The organism is Streptomyces sp. NPDC058683 (assembly GCF_042716195.1).
Lineage (GTDB): Bacteria > Actinomycetota > Actinomycetes > Streptomycetales > Streptomycetaceae > Streptomyces.
Window position 1 is genome coordinate 112,601 of the sequence record NZ_JBHXSK010000021.1, and the last position, 24,789, is coordinate 137,389.

General features: G+C 71.0%; 21 protein-coding genes. 12 read left to right on the forward strand and 9 right to left on the reverse strand.

Going from position 1 to position 24,789, the window contains the following annotated elements; all coding sequences use genetic code 11:
- Window positions 1-113: 113 nt before the first annotated feature.
- The 3 genes from ACFWXC_RS23935 to ACFWXC_RS23945 all read right to left on the reverse strand — a co-directional run bounded on the left by ACFWXC_RS23935 (window position 114) and on the right by ACFWXC_RS23945 (window position 4,761).
- A complete protein-coding gene (locus tag ACFWXC_RS23935) occupies window positions 114-1,814 on the reverse strand; it encodes a PHP domain-containing protein (protein ID WP_384481731.1) in 1,701 nt (566 codons plus the stop codon).
- 280 nt (window positions 1,815-2,094) lie between these two features.
- Window positions 2,095-4,287, reverse strand: coding sequence for a catalase/peroxidase HPI (katG, locus tag ACFWXC_RS23940; RefSeq protein WP_384481732.1), 2,193 nt, complete (start codon window positions 4,285-4,287; stop codon window positions 2,095-2,097).
- A gap of 36 nt (window positions 4,288-4,323) precedes the next feature.
- The gene (locus ACFWXC_RS23945) at window positions 4,324-4,761 is read right to left on the reverse strand and encodes a Fur family transcriptional regulator (protein ID WP_384481734.1); all 438 of its coding nucleotides are present in this window, start codon (window positions 4,759-4,761) and stop codon (window positions 4,324-4,326) included.
- A gap of 211 nt (window positions 4,762-4,972) precedes the next feature.
- On the opposite strand from ACFWXC_RS23945, the gene ACFWXC_RS23950 reads away from it, so the two are divergent.
- The 5 genes from ACFWXC_RS23950 (at window position 4,973) to ACFWXC_RS23970 (ending at window position 8,406) form a co-directional block, all read left to right on the forward strand.
- Window positions 4,973-5,347, forward strand: a complete 375-nt coding sequence (locus tag ACFWXC_RS23950) for a sortase-dependent protein (protein ID WP_384481735.1) — start codon at window positions 4,973-4,975, stop codon at window positions 5,345-5,347.
- Window positions 5,344-5,952 carry a class F sortase gene (locus ACFWXC_RS23955; RefSeq protein ID WP_384481737.1) on the forward strand — a complete coding sequence of 203 codons (609 nt, stop codon included), beginning with the start codon at window positions 5,344-5,346 and terminating at the stop codon, window positions 5,950-5,952. Before ACFWXC_RS23950 ends, ACFWXC_RS23955 begins: the two co-directional genes overlap by 4 nt.
- A 94-nt stretch (window positions 5,953-6,046) precedes the next feature.
- Window positions 6,047-6,538: an RNA polymerase sigma factor gene (locus ACFWXC_RS23960; protein WP_384481738.1), complete on the forward strand. Its 492-nt coding sequence runs from the start codon at window positions 6,047-6,049 to the stop codon at window positions 6,536-6,538.
- Window positions 6,522-6,980: a hypothetical protein gene (locus ACFWXC_RS23965; RefSeq protein WP_384481739.1), complete on the forward strand. Its 459-nt coding sequence runs from the start codon at window positions 6,522-6,524 to the stop codon at window positions 6,978-6,980. The genes ACFWXC_RS23960 and ACFWXC_RS23965 overlap by 17 nt, the downstream gene beginning before the upstream one ends.
- 301 nt (window positions 6,981-7,281) lie before the next feature.
- Window positions 7,282-8,406: an acyltransferase family protein gene (locus tag ACFWXC_RS23970; RefSeq protein ID WP_384481741.1), complete on the forward strand. Its 1,125-nt coding sequence runs from the start codon at window positions 7,282-7,284 to the stop codon at window positions 8,404-8,406.
- Between the two features lie 4 nt (window positions 8,407-8,410).
- Here ACFWXC_RS23970 and ACFWXC_RS23975 read toward each other — a convergent pair whose 3' ends face one another.
- A complete protein-coding gene (locus ACFWXC_RS23975) occupies window positions 8,411-10,543 on the reverse strand; it encodes a discoidin domain-containing protein (protein WP_384481743.1) in 2,133 nt (710 codons plus the stop codon).
- Between the two features lie 177 nt (window positions 10,544-10,720).
- Window positions 10,721-11,425 (reverse strand): SDR family oxidoreductase, encoded by a 705-nt coding sequence (locus tag ACFWXC_RS23980; protein ID WP_384481745.1) that lies wholly within the window; start codon window positions 11,423-11,425, stop codon window positions 10,721-10,723.
- A gap of 287 nt (window positions 11,426-11,712) precedes the next feature.
- Here ACFWXC_RS23980 and ACFWXC_RS23985 point away from each other — a divergent pair, with 287 nt between their 5' ends.
- Both ACFWXC_RS23985 and ACFWXC_RS23990 read left to right on the forward strand, forming a co-directional pair.
- Complete coding sequence (locus ACFWXC_RS23985; protein WP_384481747.1) at window positions 11,713-12,633, forward strand: SGNH/GDSL hydrolase family protein; 921 nt, start codon at window positions 11,713-11,715, stop codon at window positions 12,631-12,633.
- 124 nt (window positions 12,634-12,757) lie between these two features.
- On the forward strand, window positions 12,758-13,249 hold the full coding sequence (locus ACFWXC_RS23990) for a peptidylprolyl isomerase (protein ID WP_384481749.1): 492 nt from the start codon (window positions 12,758-12,760) through the stop codon (window positions 13,247-13,249).
- A 43-nt stretch (window positions 13,250-13,292) separates the two neighbouring features.
- Here the strand turns inward: ACFWXC_RS23990 and ACFWXC_RS23995 are convergent, their stop codons facing one another.
- From ACFWXC_RS23995 to ACFWXC_RS24010, 4 genes are all read right to left on the reverse strand, one after another.
- Entirely contained in the window at window positions 13,293-14,306 is a 1,014-nt protein-coding gene (locus ACFWXC_RS23995; protein ID WP_384481751.1) for an MASE1 domain-containing protein, read from the reverse strand.
- 95 nt (window positions 14,307-14,401) lie between these two features.
- Complete coding sequence (locus ACFWXC_RS24000; protein ID WP_384481753.1) at window positions 14,402-15,229, reverse strand: PP2C family protein-serine/threonine phosphatase; 828 nt, start codon at window positions 15,227-15,229, stop codon at window positions 14,402-14,404.
- A gap of 186 nt (window positions 15,230-15,415) precedes the next feature.
- Window positions 15,416-16,519, reverse strand: a complete 1,104-nt coding sequence (locus tag ACFWXC_RS24005; RefSeq protein ID WP_384481755.1) for a GNAT family N-acetyltransferase — start codon at window positions 16,517-16,519, stop codon at window positions 15,416-15,418.
- A gap of 310 nt (window positions 16,520-16,829) precedes the next feature.
- Window positions 16,830-18,641 (reverse strand): FAD-binding dehydrogenase, encoded by a 1,812-nt coding sequence (locus tag ACFWXC_RS24010; RefSeq protein ID WP_384481757.1) that lies wholly within the window; start codon window positions 18,639-18,641, stop codon window positions 16,830-16,832.
- A gap of 342 nt (window positions 18,642-18,983) precedes the next feature.
- Here ACFWXC_RS24010 and ACFWXC_RS24015 point away from each other — a divergent pair, with 342 nt between their 5' ends.
- From ACFWXC_RS24015 to ACFWXC_RS24035, 5 genes are read left to right on the forward strand one after another with little or no spacing between them, the layout of a single operon-like run.
- Window positions 18,984-20,075, forward strand: coding sequence for a sugar ABC transporter substrate-binding protein (locus ACFWXC_RS24015; RefSeq protein WP_384481759.1), 1,092 nt, complete (start codon window positions 18,984-18,986; stop codon window positions 20,073-20,075).
- Window positions 20,076-20,101: 26 nt separating this feature from the next.
- The gene (locus ACFWXC_RS24020) at window positions 20,102-21,190 is read left to right on the forward strand and encodes a mandelate racemase/muconate lactonizing enzyme family protein (RefSeq protein WP_384481761.1); all 1,089 of its coding nucleotides are present in this window, start codon (window positions 20,102-20,104) and stop codon (window positions 21,188-21,190) included.
- Window positions 21,187-22,251 (forward strand): ABC transporter permease, encoded by a 1,065-nt coding sequence (locus tag ACFWXC_RS24025; protein ID WP_384481763.1) that lies wholly within the window; start codon window positions 21,187-21,189, stop codon window positions 22,249-22,251. Before ACFWXC_RS24020 ends, ACFWXC_RS24025 begins: the two co-directional genes overlap by 4 nt.
- Window positions 22,248-23,267, forward strand: a complete 1,020-nt coding sequence (locus ACFWXC_RS24030; RefSeq protein ID WP_384481764.1) for an ABC transporter permease — start codon at window positions 22,248-22,250, stop codon at window positions 23,265-23,267. Before ACFWXC_RS24025 ends, ACFWXC_RS24030 begins: the two co-directional genes overlap by 4 nt.
- On the forward strand, window positions 23,264-24,787 hold the full coding sequence (locus ACFWXC_RS24035) for a sugar ABC transporter ATP-binding protein (RefSeq protein WP_384481766.1): 1,524 nt from the start codon (window positions 23,264-23,266) through the stop codon (window positions 24,785-24,787). The genes ACFWXC_RS24030 and ACFWXC_RS24035 overlap by 4 nt, the downstream gene beginning before the upstream one ends.
- Window positions 24,788-24,789: the final 2 nt, after the last annotated feature.

A 24,789-nucleotide genomic window follows, 5' to 3' on the forward strand; every position in this document is an offset into this window, starting at 1 on the left:
TCGCGCCCGCCGCCCCCCTTTGTCTGCGTTCTTGGGGCTGTCCGCGGGCGGCGGGGCGTTCGGGGCTCCCCCCCCGTGGCCGGGGGGCACGCCGGCGGCGTGGTGCGGGAGCGTCATGCGGGCAGGACCCACATCGGGTTGGAGTAGAACCACAGGTCCTTCCACGGGTCGGCGTCGCCCAGGACGTCGATGGCCGGGCCCGCCGGGTCCACGGCGGCACCGTGGATGCCGACCGCCGAGCGGTTGCCGTCGCTGCCGCGCAGCCGGACGTAGACCGGCTTGTCGAGGCGGCCGAGGGAGTACGTCAGCTTGACCGAGCCGGTCGACTTGTTGACCTCGAAGGACTTCACGACCTTGGTGGCGGGCGTGGCGAACGTGTCCTTGTCGGAGACCGCGCCGGTGACATCGCCCTGGATGACGTCGACACGGGCCAGGGCGGGCACGAACTGGGACCAGTTGGGGCCGTTGGCGAGGCTGATCTCGATGACCAGGTCGACCTTGCTGCCCTTGCGGACCTGGAGCACCCCGCCCAGGGTCACCTCGCGGGAGCCGGAGCGCAGCTGGGCGTTGAGGCCGCTGATCAGGCCGCCGTGGTCGACCCAGACACGGCCGGCCCGGATGCCGTCCATGACCGCCTTGTAGGAGAAGGAGGAGGCGCCGACGTGGGTGCGCGAGTACTGGCCGGGCCAGAAGTCGGTGTCGGTGAGGCTGATGGCACCGCCGTAGACCGGGTCGTTGTACCGGCCGTTGGCGTTGAAGTCGCTGTTCGGACCGCGGACGGCGGCGTCGGCGTACACGTTGTGGGAGTCGGAGTTGGCGGTGATCCACCACGGCTTGCCCTCGGCGAGCAGGCTGTCCCACAGTCCGCCGACGGTGGCGGTCATCCAGTCGAAGCCGCCCCAGGTGCGGTAGCTCTCCAGCGGGTACCCGGCGAAGGAGTCGGCGCTCGGGCTGCCGTCGTAGATGCCACGCGCGCCGCCGGGGCCGTTCGGCTTGGGCAGGCCGCCGGCCTGGTGGCCGGGGGCGCCCTCGAAGCCGACGGCGATCGACGGCTGGGCGTCACGCCAGGCGCGGATCTCGTGCGGGGAGTCGATGCCCTTGCGCGCCGGGTGGTTGGCGAGGAACAGCGCGTCCTTGACCTTGCGGCGCTGCACCTGCTCGGCGAGGAAGTTGAGGCCGGAGATGGCCAGCGCCTCGTTGGCGGGGGTGCCCGCGGAGGCGCCCTTCACCGAGCCGTCGAAGGAGTTCTCGAACTCCTTGAGGACGGCGACCTCGTTCTTGCCGGGGTGGACGAAGACCGTGCCGTGCTCGGCGGCCGGGATGTTCCACTCCAGGCCCTGGAAGACCAGGGTGTCGTCGATCTCCTCACGGGTGGCGACGATGTCCGGGTTGACCTTCTCTACACCGATCTTGGCGTGCGCCTCGCTGCCGTGGTCGGTGATGACCATCCAGTCCAGGCCGTTCGCGTTCCCCTGCCGGACGTGGTCGACGACCCGGTACTTGGCGTCCGAGCTGTACTGGGTGTGGATGTGGTGGTCACCGGCCAGCCACAGGAAGCCGCCGGAGCGGCCGCTCTGGGAGTGGGAGGAGGAGACCGAGGCGGCGGCCTGACCCGCGCCGGCGAGGACACTGCCGGCCGCGAGGCCCGCACCGAGCAGACCGGTGCGGCGCAGCATCGAACGGCGGGAGAGCTGACCGGGCGTCAGCTCCTCGTCGGGGACCGACAGATCGAGAGCGGGCGGCAGCGACGAGGCGTCGGCGTCCGTGTGGTGATGGTGGTGATGACCGTGCTCGTGGCTGTGACCGTGGCTCATGCGCGAACTCCCGCGGGCGGTCGGGACGGGGGGTGACTCCGGGACGTGCAGAGTCTGCGAAGGTCACGTGAACAACGGGAGTCGAGGTCATGGTGGGGTAAAGAACCGCTGATGTGCAGCAAACTACGGGGAGTTGGCAGGTAAACCCGCGTAGGCGGACGGTAAAGCCGACCGCGTCGGCCGTGCGGCCGCACCCGCGTGGACCAGGCAGCCGCACGCGAAGACGCCCGGACCGGCCAGTGTGGCCGGCCCGGGCGTCGGGCACCGGGTTTAGCCGGGATCAGATCAGGTCGAACCGGTCCGCGTCGGCGACCTTCGCCCAGGCGGCGACGAAGTCCTTCACGAACTTCTCCTTGGCGTCGTCGCTCGCGTAGACCTCGGCGACCGCGCGCAGCTCGGAGTTGGAGCCGAAGACCAGGTCGGCACGGGTGCCGGTCCACTTGACCGCGCCGGTGGCCAGGTCGCGGCCCTCGAAGGTGGTCTGGTCCTCGGAGGTCGACTTCCACTCCGTGCCGTAGTCGAGCAGGTTGGCGAAGAAGTCGTTGGTCAGCACGCCCGGGGTCTCGGTGAGGACACCGTGCTTCGACCCGCCCTGGTTGGCGCCGAGCACGCGCAGACCGCCGACCAGGACGGTCAGCTCGGGGGCGCTGAGACCGAGCAGGTTGGCGCGGTCGAGGAGCAGGTACTCGGCCGGCAGGCGGTTGCCCTTGCCGAGGTAGTTGCGGAAGCCGTCGGCCGTCGGCTCCAGGGCCGCGAAGGACTCGGCGTCCGTGTGCTCGTCGGTCGCGTCGACCCGGCCCGCGGTGAAGGGCACCTCGATGTCCACGCCGGCGGCCTTGGCGGCCTTCTCCACGGCGGCGGCACCGCCGAGGACGATCAGGTCGGCGAGGGAGACCTTCTTGGCACCGGAGTTGAACTCCTGCTGGACGCCCTCCAGGACGCGCAGCACCTGGGCCAGCTCGTCGGGGTCGTTGGCCTCCCAGCCGCGCTGCGGCTCCAGGCGGATCCGGGCGCCGTTGGCACCGCCGCGCTTGTCGCTGCCGCGGTACGTCGAGGCCGACGCCCAGGCGGTGGAGACCAGCTGCGAGACCGTCAGGCCCGAGTCGAGGAGCTTGGCCTTGAGGGCCGTGACGTCGGCGGCGTCGATGACCTCGCCCTCGGCCGCCGGCAGCGGGTCCTGCCACAGCAGGGTCTCCGCCGGGACCTCCGGGCCGAGGTAGAGGGACTTCGGGCCCATGTCACGGTGGGTCAGCTTGTACCAGGCGCGGGCGAAGGCGTCCGCGAACTCCGCGGGGTTCTCGTGGAACCGGCGGGAGATGGGCTCGTAGATCGGGTCGAAGCGCAGCGAGAGGTCGGTGGTGAGCATCGTCGGGAGCTTCTTCTTCGACGCGTCGTGCGCGTCCGGGATGATCGCCTCGGCGTCCTTGGCCACCCACTGGTTGGCGCCGGCGGGGCTCTGGGTCAGCTCCCACTCGTAGCCGAAGAGGATGTCGAAGAAGTCGTTGCTCCACTGGGTGGGCTTGGTGGTCCAGGTGACCTCGAGGCCGCTGGTGATCGCGTCCCCGCCCTTGCCGGTGCCGTAGGTGCTCTTCCAGCCGAGGCCCTGCTGCTCGATCGGCGCGCCCTCGGGGTCGGCGCCCACGTTCTCCGCGGGGCCGGCGCCGTGGGTCTTGCCGAAGGTGTGGCCGCCGGCGATGAGGGCGACGGTCTCCTCGTCGTTCATCGCCATGCGACGGAAGGTCTCACGGATGTCGCGGGCCGCGGCGATCGGGTCCGGGTTGCCGTTGGGGCCCTCGGGGTTGACGTAGATGAGGCCCATCTGGACGGCGCCGAGCGGGCTCTCCAGGTCACGGTCGCCGGTGTAGCGCTGGTCGTCCAGCCAGACCTTCTCGGGACCCCAGTAGACGTCCTCCTCCGGCTCCCAGACGTCCTCGCGGCCGCCGCCGAAGCCGAAGGTCTCGAAGCCCATCGACTCCAGGGCCACGTTGCCGGTGAGGATCATCAGGTCGGCCCAGGAGATGGCCTGGCCGTACTTCTTCTTGACCGGCCACAGCAGGCGGCGGGCCTTGTCCAGGTTGCCGTTGTCCGGCCAGCTGTTGAGCGGGGCGAAGCGCTGCTGGCCGGCGCCGGCGCCGCCGCGGCCGTCGGAGATGCGGTAGGTGCCCGCGCTGTGCCAGGCCATCCGGATCATCAGCGGGCCGTAGTTGCCGAAGTCTGCCGGCCACCAGTCCTGCGAAGCGGTGAGCACCTCCGCGATGTCCCGTTTCACGGCCGCGAGATCAAGACCCTGGAACGCCTCGGCGTAGTCGAAGCCCTCGTCGAGCGGGTTCGCGACGGCGGGGTTCTTGGCGAGGATCTTCAGGTTGAGGCCCTCGGGCCACCACTGGCGGTTGCCGCCGCCCTGGGTGGGGTGCGGGGCACGGTCGTGCGCGACCGGGCACTTGCCCGCGGCGTTCTCCTGGGTCTCCGACATGGGGGAAATCCTTCCGGAAGGGGCAGATCAACGTACTCAGGAATTACTGACGGTGGAGCAGGCGGGGCACAGGCCCCAGTAGATGACCTCGGCCTCGTCGATGGCGAAGCCGTGGTCGTCCGAGGCGGTCAGGCACGGGGCGTCGCCGACCGCGCAGTCGACGTCGGCGACGGCACCGCACGACCGGCACAGGACGTGGTGGTGGTTGTCGCCGACACGCCCCTCGAACCGGGCCGGGCTGCCGGCCGGTTCGATACGGCGTACGAGTCCTGCCGTGGTGAGCGCGTGCAGCGCGTCGTACACGGCTTGAAGCGATATGTGGCCCACGCGCTCGCGGACGCCCGAGGCGACCCCTTCGACGTCGAGATGATCGCCGTTGCGAACGGTCTCCAGCAGCGCGACACGGGCGGCCGTCACCCGCAGGCCGGCACCACGCAGCTCGTCGGCGGTGGTCGGGGGCTGGGATGCGGTCATGGCGCCAACCTATCCTCATAAACACGAGTGATTCAAGAAAACAAACCGTTCAAGTTTGGTGCCGAAGCGGACAACTCCCGCCCCTCGACCACCACCCTTCCGGGGACTTTGCCATCTCTTTACAACCTGTCCCGGTGCCCGGTCGTCTCTCCGCTCGATCCGTTACTCAGCCCGCCCTGACCACCGCGGGCCGACGAAAGAGAGCGTCTCCATGCGCCGAACTGTCCTGACCGCCACGGCACTCGCCTGCACGGCCGTCCTGGCCGGCACCGTGCCCGCGTTCGCCGACGGCACCAGCCCGAGCCCGGTCCCGACCGTGGCACCGTCCGCCGCCCCCTCCGCGGAACCCTCCGCCGTCCCGTCCCAGGCGCGGTCCGCCGAGCCCACCCGGGCCTCGACCCCCGCACCGACCCGGGACAGCGGCCAGGTCGCGGCCGTGCCCGCGGGCGCGCCCGACACCGGGGTGGCGGAGCCGTCCTCGGACTCCGGTACCGAGAGCGCCCTGATCGGCGGCGGCGCCGCGGCGGCGCTCACCGCGGGCGCCGTGGTGTTCGCCGTGCGTCGCCGCCGGGCGACCGGGGCATGACCTCGCTCTCCAGGCGCGCCTTCGTCACCGCCGCGACGGCCTCGCTGCTGGCGGGCTGTGCGGGCCAGGCGGCCCACTCGACGGCCACCACCGTCCGCCGCGAGCAGCCATCGGCGCCCTCGCCGTCCGCCACGCCGACCGCGCTCGGGCGTTCCGTGCCGGTCCGGCTGCGCATCCCGGCGATCGGCGTCGACACCCCGCTGCTGCGGCTGGGTCTGGCGGCCGACGGCACCGTGCAGGTGCCGCCGATCACCGCGCACGACCGGGCCGGCTGGTACCGCCACTCCCCCACCCCGGGGCAGGTCGGCCCGTCGGTGATCCTCGGCCATGTCACGGTCGGCACTTACGGTGACGGCGTCTTCCGCCGGCTCGCCGAGCTGCGCCGGGGCGAGCAGGCCGTGGCGCGTCTGGAGAACGGCCGGTCGGCGGTGTTCACCGTCGACGAGGTGCGTACGGTCGCCAAGGCCGAGTTCCCGACCGAGGACGTGTACGGGGACGTGGACCGCCCGGAGCTGCGGCTGATCACCTGCGGCGGCCCGCGGGGCGGCGACGGCTACCTCGACAACGTGATCGTCTTCGCCACGCTGACCGGCACGACAGCCTGACCCGGCGGACACGGATGCGGGACCGGTGGAACGTACCGAACCGGTTCCGCATCCTCCCCCACGTCCCCGACGAGCCCTTCGACCCTGGAGAACGTTGAAACGGTCCCGTGACAAGGCGGCGTCCGAGCTGTTCGCGGCCCTGTATCCGCGCCTGGCCGGCTGGTGCCGCCGTCTGGTCGACGACGACGAGACGGCGCACGAGATCGCCTCGGAGGCGTTCACCCGGCTGTGGGCCCGGTGGACGTCGGTGGAGGAGCCGCGCGGCTTCCTCTACGTCACCGCGGCCAATCTCGTCCGGGACCACTGGCGCAAGCTGGAACGCGAGCGCCGGACCGTGCGCCGCGTCGGCTCGGAGGCCGCGACCCGCCCGCACCCCGAGCAGGCGGACCCCTCGGTACGGCTGCTGGTGCAGTCGCTGCCGGAGCGACTGCGCGTCCCGATCCTGCTGCACTACTACGCTGACATGCCGATCCGGGAGGTGTCCGCGCTGACCGGGCGCAAGGAAGGAACCGTCAAGGCCGATCTGCACGCGGCCCGGGAACTGCTCCGCGTCCATCTGAGGAGAAGCCTTGACCACACGCTTTGACGAGGAGCCGGAGTTCGACGGCCCCGACGATCCCCTCACCGTCGTCATGCGGCCTCCGGCCGCCTATCTGGGCCCGCCCCCGGGCCGGTACGAGGAGATCCGGCGGGCCGCCGGCCGCCGCCGGCTGGTGCGTGCGGCCGCCGGCGCGGGAGTGACCTGCGCCGTCGCCCTCCTGGTCGCCCTGCCGCTGCGTCTGACGTCGCCCTCGACGCCGGTGTCCCCACGGGTCCCCCTCGCGCCGCCGGCCGTCAGTCCCACCGCCCCGCACCGCCCTCCGGCGACCCACGCACCCGCCAGCCCCACACCGAGCCCCAGCACCGCGCCCGGGCAGAGCCGCTCCACGCAGGTCCCCACCCGTGGAGCGTCGACGGCTCCCTCGGCGGCGCGGGTCGCGCCCTCCGAGGACCGGCGGAGCACCGACGCCACACCCTCCCCGTCGTAGCGACGTCAACACGACGCAGGGCCGCATCACCCGTTCGTGCCCCCGTGTTTCGGCGCGCCGCCTGTACTGCGAACGCGCGGTCCAGAGCGTCAGGGCGGGGGGTGCGGCGCCCCGCGAGGGCCGCGGTCCCTGTCGGCCATCCGGGTAGGGTCGCACCCGCCCGTCCGGCCGTCGCGGCCCATTCGGCCGAGGCCGCTGCTCGGCGTTGGTGTGATGTTTCGCGCGAGGCCGGAATGAAAGGTGCGGAACGGGCAACGTTCCGTTTCATGCTCCACGCGCGAACCCTCCGGCAGGTGACTTGATGACGACGGCGACCACGGCCCCTTCGACCGCTCCGGCCGCCGCGCCACCCTCCCGTACCCAGCCGTCCGCCCCCGCCCCCTCGCTGCCGTCCCTCACCGGGCTGAGATGGATGGCGGCACTGCTGGTCTTCGGACTGCACGTGCACAACTTCCGTTACTTCGGCGGCACCGGCGCCCGCTTCATGTCCTGGGGATTCGAGGCCGGCGCCTCAGGGGTGTCGTTCTTCTTCGTGCTGTCCGGGTTCGTGCTGATGTGGTCCGCGCGGCCGGGCGACCGGGCAGGGCGTTTCTGGTGGCGGCGCGTCGCCCGGGTCTATCCGGTGCACCTGGTGACCCTCGCCATCGCACTGCTGATGGCCCTCACGCTGCCCCGCCAGCCGAAGCCGACCCTGCCGCAGGGCCTGGCCGATGTCTTCCTGGTGCACGCCTGGTGGCGGCCGTGGTGGCAGACGCTGGACCCGGTCAGCTGGTCGCTGGCCTGCGAGGCCTTCTTCTACGCCGCGTTCCCGCTGCTTGCGCTGGTGCTGCGCAGGCTGGACACGCGGGGCGCCAGGCTGCTGGCCGGGCTGGCCGTGCTCGCGGTGCTGGTGCTGGCCTGGACGGACTCCCACCACTGGTGGGACCAGCCGATCAGCTCCTTCCCGGCGGCCCGGCTGCCCGAGTTCGTGCTCGGCGCGGCCACCGCACGGCTGGTGCTGCTCGGCCGCTGGCGCGGCCCCGGCCTGGAGGCCTCGCTCGCGCTGGCGATCATCGGCTACTTCCTGGTCCCGCAGGTCACCGACGAGTACGCGGCCACCGCCTGCACCATCATGGGTTTCGCACTGCTCATCCCGGCGGCCGCCCTCGCGGACCTGCGCGGGCTGCCCTCGCTGTGGCGCCGCCGGTGGCTGGTGCGCCTCGGCGAGCTGTCGTTCGCGTTCTACATGGTCCATCTGCTGGTGCTGCGGACGGGCACCCACCTGCTCGGCACCCGCCCGCGCTTCGGCCTGCTCACCGGGGCGGCCGCGGCCACCGTCGCGTTCGCCGTGTCGCTTGGCCTGTCCTGGCTCCTCTACGAGGGCGTGGAGCGGCCCGCACGACGGCTACTGCTGCGGCGGCGCCCGGCCCGGCGGACGACGGCCTAGCCGGCTACGGGAACTGCGTCACCTTGGAGGGGGTCGTGCTGGTCCCCGAGGTCGGCGATCCGGTGGTGTTGACGACGTGGGCGTACTGGCCCATGCCGCCCAGGGAGATCACCAGGAGGTCGTGCATCTTGATCCCCGAACCGGTCGGCACCTGGAAGCCGTTGGACTGCACGATCGACGGATCGGCCGTGTAGTTGCAGTAGCTGCCAAGACCCCATGCCTCATGGTTGGTCACGGTGTCGGCGACCTTGTAGGCCGCGTAGCCGACGACGCCGTCGTGGGTGATGGAAGCGGCGTTGGGGGCGTCGTAGGCCTTCTCGTTCTGGAAGAAGATCGTGCGCCCTCTCTCACCGTTCCAGTAGACGTCGTACTTGTTGAAGTGCTCGACGAACAGGCCGGTGGCAAGGACGTCGTTGCCGTTGACCCTGAGGCCGTAGTCGGCGCGGTTGGTGTCCCAGCCGACCCCGCTGCCGTGGTCGGCGCGCCAGATCCAGGTGTGGTCGATGACCACGTTGTTGCTGTTGACCACGACGGAGTTGGTGGCGAGGCCGGGTCCGGCACCGCCGATGCGCACGAACACGTCCTGCATGGTGGTGGGGTTGGCGGAGTGGTCGGCGGTGGAGCCGGCGTCGCCGATGCGCAGCAGGGTGTCGGAGTTGGCGGCGCCCGCGTCGATGAGGAACCCGGCGAGCTTCACGCCGTCGACGTCGGCGACGTGCATGGCGTCGACGCCGTTGTCCGGGACCAGGGTGGCCAGCCCCAGGCCGAGTACCACGGTGTTGGCGCGGGTGACGTTGATGGTCTGGTCGAGGTGGTAGACGCCCGGGGTGAAGAGCAGGTTGAGGCCCTGGGCGAGGGCCTGGTTGATGGTGGCGGCGGTGGCGCCGGCCTTGACGACGTAGAACTGGTCCAGCGGGAGCGAGGTGCCCGCGTTGGCCGGCCAGGAGACGCCCCGGGCGTTGGTGCGCTTGGCCGGGACGAAGACCTTGTAGGTGCTGCCGTCCAGGTACAGGAACGGCTTCTCCCGCGAGACCGGGGTGGTGTCGAGCGTGGTGTACGGGCCAGAGTCGAAGTTGGTCGCGGGCGCGCCCTGGACGCCGGAGAAGGTCATGTTCCAGACGCCGTTGGTCCAGCCGCCGACCGAGCTGTCCCGGGTGTACCACTGCTGCTGGGAGTACGGGCCCACCGTGCCGTCGATCTTCGAGTCGGCGATGTACCCGCCGGAGGCCCAACCGTAGCCGTTCGGGGCCAGGTTGAGGCCGCCCTTGACGTGGATACGACGGAAGGGGGCCGCCTGAGCCACGGCCCAGCGGTCCGTCCCGTTCGACGGCGTGATGGCGAGGTTCTCCGCCGAACGCCAGAAGTTCTGCGTGGCGTTGCCGTTGAACCAGCCGGCGTCGACGGTGACATCACCGTTGATCTGGGTGTCGTCGGGGTTGAGGCCGAGACCGGAGATCGAGGTGTAGAAGCCGATCTGGGCGTTGATGCCGTTGTAGGTGCCCGGCTTGAGCAGGAACTGGTACCGGCCGGTGCCGAACTGGGCCGACTCCTGCTGGGCGAAGACGGAGTCGAACTTCTGCTGGAGGTTCGGCGTGGACGGGTCCACGACGATCACGTTCGGGCCGAGGTCGCCGCCGCCCTGGACCGGGGGCGTGCCGGTGGTGGTGCCGAAGACCTGGAACTCCCAGAGCGAGTAGCCGTACTGGGTGGCACGGTGCACGCCCTGCATCCGGACGTAACGGCCCTGGCCGGAGACGGCGAGGGTGTCGGTGCCGCCGTCCCCGCCGGTGACCGACGTGAGGTCGGTCCAGCTGCTGCCGTTCGTGGAGATCTGGAGCTTGTAGTCCTTGCCGTAGGCGGTCTCCCAGTTGAGGACCACCTGGCTGACCGTGGCGGTGGCGCCGAGGTCGACCTGGAGCCACTGGTCGTCGGTGAAGGCGGACGACCAGCGGGTGCCGGTGTTGCCGTCGACCGCGTTCGCCGCGACGGTCCCGCCGTTCTCCTCGGAGGAGGCGGTGGCCGTCTTCCCCTGGGACAAGGGGGCGTCGGCGGCCTGGGCCGCCGGCGCGTGCACGGTGGGCAGGGCGAGCAGCGCCGCCATGGCGGCGAGCGCTACGCCCAAGGATCTCAGTCTCATCAGCGGCTCCCTGAGATGGGCACGGGACGCGCCCGACGGGCGCGCCTCCGTGCTTAGTTCAGGATTTGATTTAAGTGATGAGGCAACCGGGCGACAACCCTTCGGCACCGGAATTTTCGCCGGCCGGCCCTCCGCGACCGGGCGGAGGGAGGCCGACAGGCGGTCAGGGGGACCGGGTCACCGGGCGGCGAGTTCCCGGTACATGGCGGCGGGGTCGCCGGCCAGGGCGCCCTTGGCCCACCGGGTGAGGTCGTCGGCGAGCACCTCGAAGGCGTCCGACTCGACGCCGTCGAGAGCGGCCGCGGCGACGTCCTGCGCCTTCGCCTTGGGCGCGTCGACGTGGGCCGCCATGTCGGTGTCGACATAGCCCATGTGCAGGCCGGTGACGCCGATGCCCCGCGGCTGGAGCGCCAGGCGCAGGCTGTTGGTCTGCGACCAGAAGGCCGACTTGGAGGCGCTGTAGGCGCCGCCTTCGGCGAACCAGGACAGCACCGAGTGGACGTTCAGGAGGTGGCCGCCGCCGTTGCGCTCGATCAGCGGGACGAAGGCGCGGGTGAGCAGCAGCGGCCCGTAGAAGTTGGTCTCGAACTCGTGACGGATGTCGTCGAGCGAGGAGGTCAGGAAGCGGGTGCCGGTGGCGACCCCCGCGTTGTTGACCAGGATGGTGACGTCCTGGGCCTGCTCGGCGACCGCGGCCACGGAGTCGGGGTCGGTCACCTCCAGCGCCAGCGCCACCGCGTCGGGGTGGGTGACGGAGCGCGGGTCGCGGGCGGTGGCGTAGACCTTGCCGGCGCCGCGCGCGTACAACTCCTCCACCAGCGCTTTTCCGAGGCCCCGGCTGCCACCGGTGACGAGGACGACGGAGTCCTTGATCGAGGTCATGACACTCACACTCCAGACTTGGGACAGAGCCCGGAAACCGATCGGTTTCCGGCAGCTGCGGCCATCGTAAACCGATCGGTTTCCCAGTTCAATCGCGCAGGGCGACACCAGGCCACCGGCCACACCCGATGCCCTTACGGGCAGGGCGAGTTACTCGATCCAGTTCATTGCGTCCGACCTCTGGCTCCGGACTCCTACCGGGCGGTATACAGACCCCCGACACACACGCGTGCGGGCCGCCCGTCGGGACCGGTTCCGCGCGCGTCCTGGTTCCAGGGGGGATCTCCATGGCGTACGGCACCTCGTCCGACGGTTCGGCGAGACGGCACCGGCGGAAGGTGACCGTGGCGGCGGCGCTGGGCGGCTGCGCCCTGGTGGCCGCGTCCACGACACCGGCCGCGGCGCACGGCGGCGGCCACCACGGCGGCCACGACCGCGGTACGAGCTATGCGGCGCTCGGCGACTCCTACACCTCGGGCCCCGTGATCCCGACGCAGGTCGACGCGAACTGCGCCCGCTCCGACCACAACTACCCCTCGCTGGTGGCGGCGGCGCGGCACGTCAGCGCGTTCAAGGACGTGAGCTGCGGCGGTGCGACGACCGCGGAGATGTGGAAGGCGCAGGGCACCAACGGCCCGCAGCTCGACGCCGTCCGGCGGGACACCGACCTGGTGACCGTCCAGATCGGCGGCAACGACATCGGGTTCAGCTCCATCATCGGCACCTGCGCGACGCTCAGCGCCACGGACCTGACGGGCAACCCCTGCCAGCGGTACTACAACGCCTCCGGCACCGACCAGCTGACGGTCAGGATCGCGCAGACCGCGCCCAAGGTCGACAAGGTGCTGCGGGCTGTGCACGCCCGCGCCCCGCACGCCCGGATCCTGGTCGTCGGCTACCCCGACCTGCTGCCCGACGACGGCAGCGGCTGCTATCCGACGGTGCCCTTCGCCGCCAAGGACTTCCCCTACCTCCGGGACGTCGGCAAGCGGCTGAACCTCATGCTGCGCGCGGTCGCCGCGTGGAACGGCGCCCGGTACGTGGACACCTACGGCCCGACCGTCGGCCACGACATGTGCAAGGCCCCCGCCGACCGCTGGATCGAGCCCCTCCAGCCGACCTCACCGGCGGCTCCCGCCCACCCCAACGCCAAGGGCGAGGCGGCCATGGCCCAGGCCGTGCTGGAGCGGCTGGGCAAGCGGTACTAGGAGCTGGTGGGCGGCGGCCTCCGCGGCCGCCGGCCTGCGCCCGGGCGGCTTCGGCGGCCCGACACCCCGGTCCGTCCGCACCCATGGGAGGGACCGGGGGACGGTTCGCGATAGGTTGACCTGCATGAGCGACAACGTTTACTTCGACATCTCGATCAACAACGAGCCGGCCGGCCGGATCGTGTTCAACCTGTTCGACGACGTGGTCCCGAAGACGGCCCGCAACTTCCGTGAGCTCGCCACCGGGCAGAACGGCTTCGGCTACGCCGGTTCGGGGTTCCACCGGGTCATCCCCCAGTTCATGCTCCAGGGCGGTGACTTCACCCGCGGTGACGGCACCGGCGGCAAGAGCATCTACGGCGAGAAGTTCCAGGACGAGAACTTCCAGCTCAAGCACGACCGGCCGTACCTGCTCAGCATGGCCAACGCGGGCCCGCACACCAACGGCTCGCAGTTCTTCGTCACCACCGTGCTGACGCCGTGGCTGGACGGCAAGCACGTGGTCTTCGGCGAGGTCGTCGAGGGCTCGGACATCGTCGACAAGATCGAGGGCTTCGGCAGCTCCAGCGGTGCGCCGAAGGCCAAGGTCGAGATCACGGCCAGCGGCACCGTCTGACAACGGCCCCCAACACGTGAACGGTGACCGGGCGACCGTCCGGTCACCGTTCGTCTCGTGCGCGCCGGAGTTCCTCGGCCTCCGGCGGGGCGCGGCCGCCCGGGTGCTCGTGGGCGCTGAGGTGTTCCAGGGCCTCGGCCAGTTCCTGGCAGGCCTCCTCGACGGACAGCCGGGTGTTGTGCTGCTCGGTGATCACGGCCGACAGCAACAGCGCGGTCAGCGCCAGCGCACCGTTGAACAGCTGGAGCTTCAGCATCACCTCGACGGGGGACAGCCGGGCGAACGCACCCACGCCCTGCGTCGCGGCGACCGCGGCCATCACCGATGCGAACAGGGCGCACAGCATGCTTCCCGCCAGCCGGAACCGCAGCGCGGCCCAGATCAGCAGCGGGTAGACGAGGAAGAGCGCGCTCATGGAGCTGCGCGTGGCCACCGGGACCAGGACGGCTGCGACGACCGTGAGAGCCAGCGCCTCCTTCCAGCGGGCCAGGGACGGAAGCCCGCGGGCTTCGAACAGCACCAGCAGGACCGGGGTGACGATCAGAACTCCCATCGCGTCGCCGACCCACCACGCCAGCCAGATGGGCCAGAAGTGGGTCGCGGCGAGCTTGCCGGCGAGGATCAGCGTGACCACGTCGACGGTGGAGCTGATCATCATGGCGGCGAGCGCCCCGAGGAACACCAGGGCGAAGCCGTCCCGGAGCCGCCCCAGGTCGGTGCGGAAGCCGACCCGGCGCAGCATCAGGTAGGCACACACCGGCCCGGCCGTGTTGCCGAGGAGGACACCCAGGACGTCGGGTCCGGGCGTGCCGAGCGACAGCACGAGGAAGAAGGCGCCGAGCGTGACGCCCGGCCAGCAGCCCAGGCCGAAGACCAGCAGACAGGCCAGCGCGACTCCGGTCGGCGGATAGATGGGGGTGAAGACGGCGCCCTCGACGGTGAGCCGGCACAGCAGGCCAAGCCGCCCTGCCGCGTAGTAGCAGGTGGCGACGGCCAGCGTCCGGAGGGCGAAGACGGCCGGCCGGCGCTGTTCCTGGATACCCACCACAGCAGCCATCAGACACCGATCCGCCCAGGTCGGCGAGGCGGGAGCCGTCTACGGCCGACATGGCGGGTGGTGGCTGTGCCGGCAGGGCGCGAGGTCGGCGGTCGTCACGGGATGCGGTCCAGGCCGTCGTGGCCCACGACCAGGACCGCCGCGTCGTCCTCGTGGCCCACCTGTTCCGCGCCCTTGATCACGGCGGCGGCCAGGGAGTGCGCGTCAAGACCGGCGACGGCGGCGATACCGGCGAGCCGCACCACCTGGTCGAGCCCCTCCTCGATGCTCATCGACGGCCCTTCCACCACCCCGTCCGTGAGCAGTACGAACATGCCCCCGGTGGTGAGCCGGAACCGGGACACCGGGTACTCGATGCCCGGTTCGATGCCCAGCGGCGGCCCGCCGTCGTCCTCGCCGACCCCGGACTTTCCGTCGGCGGTGGCCCAGACGAACGGGATGTGGCCGGCCCGGGCGCTCTCCAGGACCCCGGTCTCCGGGTCGAGCCGCATGAACGTGCAGGTGGCGAAGAGGTCGTTGCCCAGGGAGACCAGCAGGTCGTTCGTCCGGGCGAGCAGTTCGCCCGGCTCGCTGGTCACCGAGGCGAGCGCCCGCAGCCCCGCCCTGACCTGGCCCATGAAGGCGGCCGCCTCGATGTTGTGGCCCTGGACGTCGCCGATGGACAGGCCTATGCGGCCGTCGGGCAGCGTGAAGGCGTCGTACCAGTCACCGCCCACGTTCAGCCCGTAGGTGGCGGGCGCGTACCGGACGGCCAGGTGGAAGCGGGGGGTGTCGGGCAGGTCGCGGGGCAGCATGCCGCGCTGGAGTGCGATGGCCAGCTCGACCTGGGAGCGCTGGTACTCGGCCCGCTCGCGTGCCTGGGCGGTGAGCGACCTGAGCCTGACCAGCAGCTCGTCGTCGTCCATTGAGCGGTTGCGGGGCATGGATCACTCCGGCCGAGGCGGCAGCCCTTCCAGGGCAAACCCCCAGATTTTTACCTTTACAGGATCATAATGCGAATGGCGGGCAAGAGGTCGGCCGCACCGGCGACGGCCGGGCGCGGCCGGCCGTCGCCGTCCTGACCACGGGACGGCCCGGCGGGCGGGGCGCGTGTGGTCAGGACGGTGGGTTCACCCCTTGCGGAGCCCGTCGGGGCGGCGCGAGGCGCGCAGGGTGCCGACCGTCTTGAGCAGCCGGTCCGCCGGGTCGCGCAGACGGGGATGGGCGAGGACGGTGTTGCGCAGGCCGCGGACCGGGCGGCGCCACAGGCGGTGCGCCGCGGCCACCGGGTGGGTGCGGGTGACGAATCCCTCGCCCACCCGCAGTTCGCGGGTCTTGAGCCAGTCCTTGTACTCCTTGTCACCGCGCCCGAGGTCGACGAGGGTCACACCGCTGCGCGCCGCGCCCTCGGCGGTGCGCAGATGCATCATCAACCCGGGTGAGTAGTAGTGCAGTTCGGGGTCGTAGGCGGTGAACCAGGCGGCCAGTACGGTGCCCGAGCGCGGCCCGAAGTGCGCGGCCACCGGGCGGTCGCCCGCGTAGAGCACGGACAGCACGCCGGTGAAGTGTTCCTCGCGGACGTGGAAGAGATGGTCCACGAGGTCGACGATCCAGGGGCGGGCGAAGCGGTCCATGCGTCCGGTCCGCCGGTACTGGGCGGACTTCCAGCGCATCAGGGTGCGCAGGGCCGCCGGGTCGCGCTCGTCGAACTCGAAGCGCAGGTCGCCGATGTCGCGGCCGAGGCGCCGTTCCTTCTTCAGCGTAGTCTTCGCCAGGCCCGGGTAGGTCGCGCGGAGCCACTCGGGGTAACCGCCGTCGCCGGGTTTGACGTCGATCACCGGCGAGGCGAAGGTCCCGGTGACATGACCGGCGAACGGTCTCTGCTCGTGGACCAGATGGTCGAACTCGAAGATGGACATGCCGCACGCGCTCAGCAACTCCTGGGCGTCCCAGGTGACTCCGGGCCGGTGCACCAGTGCCTGGCAGTCGGAGAGGCCGAGACCGACGGCCCGGCCCACGCCGAAGGCGTTGCGCTCGTACGGGAAGAAGCCGACGGGTTCGCCGGCGTCGCGCAGGACCGCCACCCGTACGCCCCCGCGGTGTCTGCCGACACCGATCGTGAACTCCGGGGCCAGAAAGGGATTGGCGTACTCCGGTGACTCGTCCATCGCGTGATGCCAGGCCCGGCGGAGCGACTGGGTCAGCTCGCCGGGTCTGTGGATCGTGATGTCCACCTCAGATCAACCGCCCTTCGGTTGACGAGGTGTGTGGCGCATGACTCCGGGACCGACTCCCGGACGGGCCTCTGCACTGACCTCTGGATCGCATGGCGACCGCTCCCCCCCCATAACGCGGATTCCGCGTTCTGCCGTTGCTACGAACAGCTCCTGTTCCCCGCCGTACACCTTCCGTCCGCGACCGGCGACCAGGTCGCCGGTCCGGAGGTGTCGCTCAAACGTCGCGAAACAGTACGCACGCTGTCAAGGGTGCCACTGTCACGGCGGGATGGGGGTGGGGTGACTCGGACTTTCCCGGCCCTTTCCGTCAGGTCGCCGTCGCCGCGGCCGCCGCCCGGCCCGCCTGCCGGCCCGAGAAGAGGCAACCGCCGAGGAAGGTGCCCTCCAGCGAGCGGTATCCGTGCACCCCGCCGCCGCCGAAGCCGGCGACCTCACCGGCGGCGTACAGACCGGCGACCGGGGAGCCGTCGCTGTTCAGGACGCGTCCGGAGAGGTCGGTCTGGAGGCCGCCCAGGGTCTTGCGGGTGAGGATGTTGAGCCGGACGGCGATCAGCGGGCCGGCGCTGGAGTCCAGGATCCGGTGGATCGACGCCGTACGGCTGAGGGAGTCGCCGATGTAGCTCAGGGCGTTGCGGATGCCCTGGACCTGGACGTCCTTGGTGTACGGGTTGTCGATCTCGCGGTCGCGGGCCTCGATCTGCCGTTTGAGGTCGGCGAGGTCGATGAGGTTGTCGCCGGTCAGCTTGTTCATGCCGGTGACGAGGTCGGTGAGGTTGTCGGCGACCACGAAGTCGACGCCGTTGTTCTTGAACTTCTCGATGGGCTCCGGGGTCTGCCAGATCCGGGACAGCAGCTGCCAGACGTTCTTGTTGGTCAGGTCGGGGTTCTGCTCCGAGCCGGAGAGCGCGAACTCCTTGGCGATGATCTTCTGGGTGGTGACGAACCAGGAGTAGTCGTAGCCGGAGGCGGTGATCGACCCCAGCGTGTGCAGGGTGTCGTATCCAGGCACGTCGGGGGTGTTGAAGCGCCGGCCCTTCGCGTCGAACCACATCGAGGACGGGCCGGGCAGGATGCGGATGCCGTGGTTCGGCCAGATCGGGGCGTAGTTGCGCAGGCCCTCGGTGTAGTGCCACATCCGGTCGGGGTTGACGATCCGGCCGCCCGCCTGCTGGGTGATGGCCAGCATCCGGCCGTCCACATGCGCGGGGACCCCGGTCACCATGAACTTGGGCGGGGTGCCGAGCCGGGCCGGCCAGTTCTGCCGTACGAGGTCGTGGTTGGCGCCGATGCCGCCCGAGGTGACCACCACGACCGGGGCGCGCAGTTCGAAGTCGCCGACGACGGTACGACTGCTCGGGGTGCCCCGCGCCGCGCTGCTGGGCTCCAGGATCGCGCCCCGCACGCCGGTCACGGCACCCGCGGTGGTCACCAACCCGTCCACCCGGTGGCGGAACTTGAAGGTCACCTTGCCTGCGGTGACCGCCGCCCGCACCTTCTTCTCGAACGGCTCGACGACAGCCGGGCCGGTGCCCCAGGTGACATGGAAGCGGGGCACCGAGTTGCCGTGGCCGTCGGCGAGGCCGCCGCCGCGCTCGGCCCAGCCCACGATCGGGAACCACTGCACGCCGAGGCCCGAGAGCCAGGAGCGCTTCTCGCCGGAGGCGAAGTCCACATACGACTCGGCCCACTTGTAGGCCCAGTAGTCCTGGCCCTTCGGGTCGTCGACGTCCCGGTCGAAGCCGGCCGTGCCGAGCCAGTCCTGCCAGGCGAGGTCATGGGAGTCCTTGACGCCCATCAGCCGCTGTTCGTCGGAGTCGACGAAGAAGAGCCCGCCGAAGGACCAGAACGCCTGGCCGCCGAGGCTCGCCTCCGGTTCCTGGTCGAGCAGCAGCACCTTGCGGCCGGCAGCGGCGAGTTCGGCGGTGGCGACCAGGCCGGCGAGGCCGTGGCCGACGACGATCGCGTCCGCGTCCTGGGACTCGGCGGCGAACGCCCCCGCCTGACTGAGGGCCATTCCGGCGAGCGTGCCGCCGGCCACCGTCAGCACCTGACGGCGGGTGAAACGGGACGACTGCTCGGCGCCGTTGGTCGTGCCGGCGCCTGCTCTGGGATTCTCCATGGGTGGGGGTGCCTTCCGTACGGATGCGGGCGGTGCGGGAGACATGTCCGAGACTGCCGGGACGGCAGGGTGTTACCGACGAGTGTTACCGACGGTAGCCCAAGGTGGCGGGTGGCGGCCAGAGTTCTGCACAGGGGGATTGTCAGATATCTCAAGGCGGCGGCGAGTATCAAACGGGTAAGCGATTTCCTATAGGATTTCTCATCCGCAGGACGGTTCGGGACCGAGACGGGACCCCATCTCCACTGATCAGAACCGTTCTTGTCACAAGCCTTGACGCGCGCGCCTCGCTGACCCACGATCTCCGCATCGATTTCCTATCTGATTCCGCAGGGGTGGGCGATGCGCTTCCCGACCAGATCCGTCCTGCCCGGGCTTCTCACGGCGGCCTTGCTCGTCGCGGGGACAGCGGCCTGCACCTACCGCAACGCCCCCGGCCCCGCCGCCGGTCAGGCCACGGCGGCCCAACGGACCGGCGGCGGTGCCGAGTTGGCGGACGGCTCCCGGACCGAGGTCGCCCTCGTGCCCGGGGGCGCCCATCCCTACTTCCAGCCCTGGAAGGCGGCGGGCGCCGCCGCGAAGAAGACGTACGGCCTCGGAGCCGTCACCTTCGACGAGACGGCCGAATGGGACCAGCAGAAGCAGAACAACCTGCTGTCCACGCTCGCGGCACGCGGCTACAACGCCTTCGGCGTGTTCGGGGTCTCCCCCACCGACATCAACACGACCTTCACGGACCTCAAGTCGCAGGGCTTCCCGGTGGCCTCCCTCGGCTCCTGTCCGGCGGGCGGCACGGACGAGGCCGACTTCTGCCTCTCCACGAACGTCGAACTCGCCGCCTACAAGGCCACGAAGGCGGCCATCGAGGCCATGGGCGGCAAGGGCACCCTGGTCCATCTGACCGGCAACAACGTGGACGCCAACACCCAGTTGCGGATCAAGGGCGTCGCCCGCGCGGTCAAGGAGTCCGGCGGCAAGGTGCGGCTCCTGCAGACCGTCACCGACATCGACACCGACCTGGGGACCGCGCAGAAGGCGGTGTCCGACCTGATGGCGGCGAAGGGCGCGCAGATCACCGGCATCGTCGCCACCGCCTACAACCCGGCCGTCGCCGCCGCCGACGCCGTCAAGTCGTCCGGGTCGAAGGCGAAGGTCATCGCCATCGACGACGACGCCAAGATCCTCAGCGGCATCAGGCAGGGCACGGTCACGGCCACCGTCGTGCAGAACCCGGTCGGCCAGGCCGAGATCGGCGTCTGGGCCCTGGCCCTGCTCCAGACGAAGCAGTGCACCGTGCGCGACCCCGGCGTGGAGGTGGACTCCGGCTCGTTCGTCGTCGACAAGGCGAACGTCGCCGACTACGACAAGGCCCGGCAGGCGAAGACCGCGCAGCTCAAGCAGGAGTTCGCCGACAAGATCCTCGCGTGCGGCTGACCGCCCCCGACAGAGAACGGACATCGATGACCCTCATCACGAGCGCGACCGCCAGGCTGGCCGACATCGCCGTCGAGACGGACCGTACCGACGCGGTGCAGTCCTTCGTCAAACAGGAGACGGTCCTGGTCGACCTGGAGACGGCGGACGGTCTCGCGGGCACCGGCTACGCCTACACGATCGGCACCGGCGGCACCTCCGTACTGGCCCTGCTGCGCGACCACCTGCTCCCCGCCCTGGTCGGGCAGGACGCCCGCAACGTCGAGGCCCTGTGGCAGCGGCTGTTCGCGCTGACCCGGGCCACCACCACCGGGGCCATCACCTCCCTCGCGCTCGCCGCCGTGGACACCGCCCTGTGGGACGTGCGCTGCAAGCGGGCGGGCGAGCCGCTGTGGCGGCTGGCCGGCGGACACCGCCAGGAGGTCCCGGTCTACGACACCGAGGGCGGCTGGCTGCATCTGAGCACCGAGGAACTGGTGAAGAGCGCCCTGCGGGCCCAGGAGGCCGGCTGGGCGGGCGTCAAGATCAAGGTGGGCCGGCCGCATCCCGCCGAGGACGCGGAGCGGCTGGGTGCCGTGCGCGAGGCCGTGGGCCCCGCGCTGCACATCATGACCGACGCCAACCAGTCCCAGACGGCGTCCTCGGTGCTCCGGCTGGCGGCCGCGCTGGAGCCGTACGCGCCCTACTGGCTGGAGGAGCCGCTCCCGGCGGACGACATCAGCGGGCACGCCCGGCTCGCCCGGGCCACCGGGATACCCGTGGCCGTCGGCGAGTCCATGTACTCGCTGGCGCAGTTCCGGAGTTACCTGGAGGCCGGTGCCGCCTCCGTCGTCCAGGTGGACGCCGCCCGGATCGGCGGCATCACCCCGTGGCTGAAGGTCGCCCACCTGGCGGAGAGCCACAACGTGATGGTCTGCCCGCACTTCCTGATGGAGCTGCACGTCAGCCTGGCCGCCGCGGTGCCCAACGGCCGGTACGTCGAGTACATCCCGCAGCTGCGGGCCGTGACCCGGACCGAGCTGACCATCCGCGACGGCATGGCGGTGGCCCCGGACGTGCCGGGCATCGGCATCGACTGGGACCGGGACGCCCTCGACGACCGGAGGGTGGCATGACGACCTCGATCAGCCCACCGGACACCGTGCCGCAGGAGAAGACAGTCGGTCACCGCATGCCGTTCTGGGTCAACCAGCGGCTCGGCCTACTGGTCCTGGTCATCGCGCTCGGCATCCTGTTCGGCGTGCTGCGCCCCGCCTTCCTCGACCAGCGCCTGGTGCTCTTCCCGCTGCTGCGGGACGTCGCCACGCTGACCGTGGTGGCGCTCGCCCAGATGGTCGCCCTGTCCGTGGGACACATGAATCTCGCGGTGGGGCGGATGGCCGCGTTCGGGGCCTTGTTCGCGGGCCTCGGCTACGACCGGCTCCACCTGCCCATGCAGGCCGGGCTGTTGCTGTGCCTGGCCGCCGGTGCGGCGATCGGCGCGGTCACCGGCTGGCTGATCGCCCGGACCGGGGTGAGCTCCTTCGTCGTCACGCTGGCGATGGACTTCGCCCTGCTGGGCCTGGTCTCCCTCATGTACTCGGCCCTCACCGAAGACGCCGCCTTCACCACCCGGCCGGCCGGCATCGACGCGCTGCGGTCCTACTCCCTCGCCGACATCTGCCTCGGACCGATCTGCGGCTCACCGGCGATCCCGCAGCTGGCCCAGTTCACCGTGCTCGCCATGCTCGGTCTCGGTTTCCTGTACGGCTGTACACGCATCGGCAGGGAACTGCTGCTCACCGGGGCGAACCCGGCCGCCGCGGAGCTGTCCGGGATCCCCACCGGACGCCGGGTCCTGCTCGCCCACACCCTCTCCGGGCTGCTCGCGGCGCTCGCCGGCTTCATGGCCGCCGCCGGGACGGGCACGTTCCGCGCCTCCATCGGCGACGACTTCATGCTGCCGTCCTTCCTGGGTGCGGTGCTCGGCGGCACCCTGCTCACCGGCGGGGTGGTGTCCGTCCTGGGCACGCTGCTCGGCACCGCGCTGGTCGGCGTGATCCGCAAGGGGCTCGATCTGCTCGGCGTCGGCCTGGAAAGCCTGAACATCTACCTCGGCTGCATCCTGCTGTTGGCCCTGTCGGCCGACCGGATCCGCACCGTGGTCTCCTATCGCAAGGTGGTGCGCTCCACATGAGCACGATCCGCGATCAGCGGAGCCGGGCCGCGGCGGTGCTGCACCGGTTCTCCCGTACGACGACGGCCATGCTGCTGCTCGTGGTGGTGGCAGGAGCGGTGGCGCTGGAGGTGGCGTCGTCGGGCTCCTTCTTCGAGGGCCCCTCGGTGCGGGTCTTCCTCCAGTACCTGGCCACGCCCATCCTCATCGGCCTCGCCCAGATGGTGGCGCTGTGCGTGGGCCAGCTCAATCTCGCCGTGGGCGCCCTGGGCGGTTTCACCGCCTGTCTGACGGGCGTCCTGATGGCCGACCACGGGGTGCCGGCTGTGGTCGCCGTGCTCGTGGGCCTGCTGACGGCGACGGCCGTCGGCCTGGTGACCGGCCTCGTCATCGTGGCCACGCAGATCAACGGCTTCATCGTCACCCTCGCCACCATGACGATCCTCCTGGGCGCGCAGTACCGGCTCGTCGGCACCCGTACCGTCGACGGCTACTCGCCCGCCCTGCGCGACCTCGGCACGGCGGCGCCGCTGAACATCCCGCTCGTCTTCGTCACGGCGATCGTCGCGGCGGTCCTGCTGGGCGGGTTCATGTACCGCACGGTCGCGGGACGGCGGCTGCTGGCCGCCGGCGGCAATCCGCTGGCCGCCCGGCTGTCCGGTATCTCAACGGACCGGCAGATCGTGGCCGCGCACACGCTGTCCGGGCTGCTGGTCGGGGTGGCCGCCGTGACGGCGACCGCCTCGCTGCCGGGCGTCAACCGCAGCGTCGGCGGTGACTGGCTGCTGCCGAGCTTCGCGGCGCCGATCATCGGTGGTGTCGCGCTGACCGGCGGCTCCATCGCCGTGTTCGGGACCGTGCTGGCGGCCTTCGTGACCCGGCTCATCGACGCGGCACGCGCCCAGTTCTCGCTGGACCCGAGCTGGGTGAACCTCCTGATCGGCCTGGTCGTCCTCGGCACGGTCGCCGGCGGGCACCTGCACCAGACCCGGCTGGCGAGGACCACGCCGTCCCCGCAGCCAGGAGGTGCGCGGTGAACACGGTCCTTCTCGAATGCCGCGACCTGGTCAAGGTCTTCCCCGGGGTCCGCGCGCTGGACGGTGTGGGGCTGCGGCTCACCGCCGGCAGTGTGCACGCGCTCCTCGGTGAGAACGGCGCCGGCAAGTCCACCCTCATCAAGGTCCTGACCGGGGTGCACTCCCCCGACGGCGGCACCCTCACCTGGTGCGGCGAACCGGTGCAGCTCCGCTCGCCGTTGGAGGCGACCCGCACCGGCATCGGCGTCGTCCACCAGGAACGCAACCTGATCCCGGGCTTCTCGGTGGCCGAGAACATCACCCTGCAGAAGCCGCCCTCGCGCCGCGGACTGGTCGACTACGCGGCCATGACCGAACCGGCCGTCACCTGCCTGACCGAGCTGGGCGTCGACCTCGATCCGGACCGGCCGGTGCGCGAACTGTCGGTCGCCCAGCAGCAGTTGGTGGAGATCGCCAAGGCCCTGTACACCGAGAGCCGGGTGCTGCTCCTGGACGAGCCCACCGCCTCCCTGTCCCCCGAGGAGACGGAGCGCCTGTTCGAGGTGATCCGGCGGCTGGCCGAACGCGGTGCCTGTGTCGTGTTCGTCAGTCACAAGCTGGAGGAGGTGTTCGCGGTCTGCGACACCGTCACCGTGCTGCGGGACGGCAGGTCGGTGCTGGAGTCGTCACCGCTGGCCGACCACACCCATGACGACATCGTGAGCCTGATGGTGGGCCGCGCGCACGCGGCGGCGGAGATGCGCCCGCGTACGGTCGACCGGTCCGCCGCGCCGGTCCTGGAGCTGGAGGCGGTCGCCACGGCCGGCGGGCACCGGGACATCAGCCTGGCGGTGCGGCCCGGGGAGATCGTCGGTCTGTACGGGCTGGTCGGCGCCGGGCGGAGCGAGCTGGTCAAGGCGGTGCTCGGCCTGGACCGCATCACCGGCGGCGAGGTGCGGGTGCACGGCAGGCCGGCCCGGATCGCCTCGCCGCGGCAGGCGCTGCACGAGTTCGGCATCGGGTACGTGACCGAGAACCGCAAGGAGGAAGGCGTCTTCCTGGAGCAGCCGATCGTCCGGAACATCACCGTGACGGTGTGGCAACGGCTCGCGAAGGCGCTCGGGTTCGTCTCGGCACGCGAGGAGCGCGAGGTCGCCCAGGACCTCGTCGGCCGGCTCGGTATCCGGATCACCGGGCTCGCGCAGAACGCCGGTGAACTCTCCGGCGGCAACCAGCAGAAGGTCAGCCTCGCCAAGTGGCTGGCCGCCGACACCCGGCTGCTCGTCGTGGACGAGCCGACGGTCGGCGTGGACGTCCGCACCAAGCGGGCCTTCCACGAGCTGATCTGGGATCTCGCCCACGACGGCCTGCCCATCCTGCTGATCAGCAGCGATCTCGCGGAGATGGTCACCCTCGCCGACCGGATCGTGGTCATGACGGACCACCGCGTCCGCGGCGAGGTCGACAACGACCGTGACTACGACCGGATGAGCGGCCGGATCATCCGCCTGATCCACGCCCACGACACGGTGCGCTCCTGAGG

Bases quoted from the DNA above. Each gene is read 5' to 3' on its own strand.
- ACFWXC_RS23935 (WP_384481731.1), bottom strand. From the start codon at position 1,814: ATGAGCCACGGTCACAGCCACGAGCACGGTCATCACCACCATCACCAC.
- katG (WP_384481732.1), bottom strand. From the start codon at position 4,287: ATGTCGGAGACCCAGGAGAACGCCGCGGGCAAGTGCCCGGTCGCGCAC.
- ACFWXC_RS23945 (WP_384481734.1), bottom strand. From the start codon at position 4,761: ATGACCGCATCCCAGCCCCCGACCACCGCCGACGAGCTGCGTGGTGCC.
- ACFWXC_RS23950 (WP_384481735.1), top strand. From the start codon at position 4,973: ATGCGCCGAACTGTCCTGACCGCCACGGCACTCGCCTGCACGGCCGTC.
- ACFWXC_RS23955 (WP_384481737.1), top strand. From the start codon at position 5,344: ATGACCTCGCTCTCCAGGCGCGCCTTCGTCACCGCCGCGACGGCCTCG.
- ACFWXC_RS23970 (WP_384481741.1), top strand. From the start codon at position 7,282: ATGACGACGGCGACCACGGCCCCTTCGACCGCTCCGGCCGCCGCGCCA.
- ACFWXC_RS23975 (WP_384481743.1), bottom strand. From the start codon at position 10,543: ATGAGACTGAGATCCTTGGGCGTAGCGCTCGCCGCCATGGCGGCGCTG.
- ACFWXC_RS23980 (WP_384481745.1), bottom strand. From the start codon at position 11,425: ATGACCTCGATCAAGGACTCCGTCGTCCTCGTCACCGGTGGCAGCCGG.
- ACFWXC_RS23985 (WP_384481747.1), top strand. From the start codon at position 11,713: ATGGCGTACGGCACCTCGTCCGACGGTTCGGCGAGACGGCACCGGCGG.
- ACFWXC_RS23990 (WP_384481749.1), top strand. From the start codon at position 12,758: ATGAGCGACAACGTTTACTTCGACATCTCGATCAACAACGAGCCGGCC.
- ACFWXC_RS23995 (WP_384481751.1), bottom strand. From the start codon at position 14,306: ATGGCTGCTGTGGTGGGTATCCAGGAACAGCGCCGGCCGGCCGTCTTC.
- ACFWXC_RS24000 (WP_384481753.1), bottom strand. From the start codon at position 15,229: ATGCCCCGCAACCGCTCAATGGACGACGACGAGCTGCTGGTCAGGCTC.
- ACFWXC_RS24010 (WP_384481757.1), bottom strand. From the start codon at position 18,641: ATGGAGAATCCCAGAGCAGGCGCCGGCACGACCAACGGCGCCGAGCAG.
- ACFWXC_RS24015 (WP_384481759.1), top strand. From the start codon at position 18,984: ATGCGCTTCCCGACCAGATCCGTCCTGCCCGGGCTTCTCACGGCGGCC.
- ACFWXC_RS24020 (WP_384481761.1), top strand. From the start codon at position 20,102: ATGACCCTCATCACGAGCGCGACCGCCAGGCTGGCCGACATCGCCGTC.
- ACFWXC_RS24025 (WP_384481763.1), top strand. From the start codon at position 21,187: ATGACGACCTCGATCAGCCCACCGGACACCGTGCCGCAGGAGAAGACA.
- ACFWXC_RS24030 (WP_384481764.1), top strand. From the start codon at position 22,248: ATGAGCACGATCCGCGATCAGCGGAGCCGGGCCGCGGCGGTGCTGCAC.